At 65.6% G+C, this 1,103-nt stretch carries 1 protein-coding gene; it reads right to left on the bottom strand.

Annotated features, from left to right (window positions below):
• A partial coding sequence (locus AB0C20_RS36320; protein WP_357569735.1) for a polyketide synthase occupies positions 1-1,103 on the bottom strand: 1,103 nt, incomplete at both ends.

Raw genomic sequence — 1,103 nt, 5'->3', positions numbered from 1 at the left:
GCACGAGCCACACCCACCACCACACCAGCAGCCGACCCCCCACCAGCCACCGCCTCCAACCCCGCCAACAACCCATCCCTGCCGCCGCCGACAACAACCGCACGATGCTCCAACACCGCACGACCCACCACCAACGACAAACCCACATCCCCCACAGCAACCTCAGAACCCGCCACACGCTCAACCAACCGACCAGCCTGCCCCCGCAGTCCAACAGCTGACTTGGCTGAGAGCGGCCAGGGCACCACCGGCATCGCGAGTGCCTTAGTGGATTCCGGGTCCCTGGTGGCGGTGTCCGCGACGACTGCGGTGGGCGCAGCAGCCTCGGGATCAACGCGTCGAGGCTTTGCCGGTCGGGTTGGGGATTCCGGTTCGGGGGCGGTTTCGAGGATGACGTGGGCATTCGTGCCGGAGATCCCGAACGACGACACCCCCACCCGCCATGGACGACCCGTATCCGGCCACGCCCGCGACTCGGTCAACAACTCCACCGCACCCGCAGACCAATCCACATGCGGCGACGGCGAATCCACATGCAACGTCCGCGGCAACACCCCATGCCGCATCGCCTCCACCATCTTGATCACACCAGCAGCACCCGCCGCCGCCTGCGTATGACCAATATTCGACTTCACCGACCCCAACCACAACGGACGACCCGCAGGACGGTCCTGACCATAGGTCGCGATAATCGCCTGCGCCTCAATCGGATCACCCAACGTCGTCCCCGTGCCATGCGCCTCCACCACATCAACCTCGCCAGGCGACAACCTCGCACTAGCCAAAGCCTGACGAATAACCCGCTGCTGCGACGGCCCATTCGGTGCGGTCAGACCATTACTCGCCCCGTCCTGATTCACCGCCGAACCACGCACCACCGCCAACACAGGATGACCATTACGGCGAGCGTCAGACAACCGCTCCACCAACAGCACACCCACACCCTCACCCCAGCCCGTCCCATCCGCAGCCGCGGCGAACGGCTTACAACGCCCATCCGGCGACAACCCCCGCTGCCGGCTGAACTCCACAAACGCCTTCGGGCTCGACATCACCGACACCCCACCAGCAAGAGCCAACGTGCACTCACCCGCCCGCAACGC

It is taken from the genome of Micromonospora sp. NPDC048843, assembly GCF_040649965.1.
GTDB lineage: Bacteria > Actinomycetota > Actinomycetes > Mycobacteriales > Micromonosporaceae > Micromonospora > Micromonospora hortensis.
The sequence above is the reverse complement of the archived record's forward strand: the minus strand, read 5'-3'. Positions and strand labels throughout refer to the sequence as shown.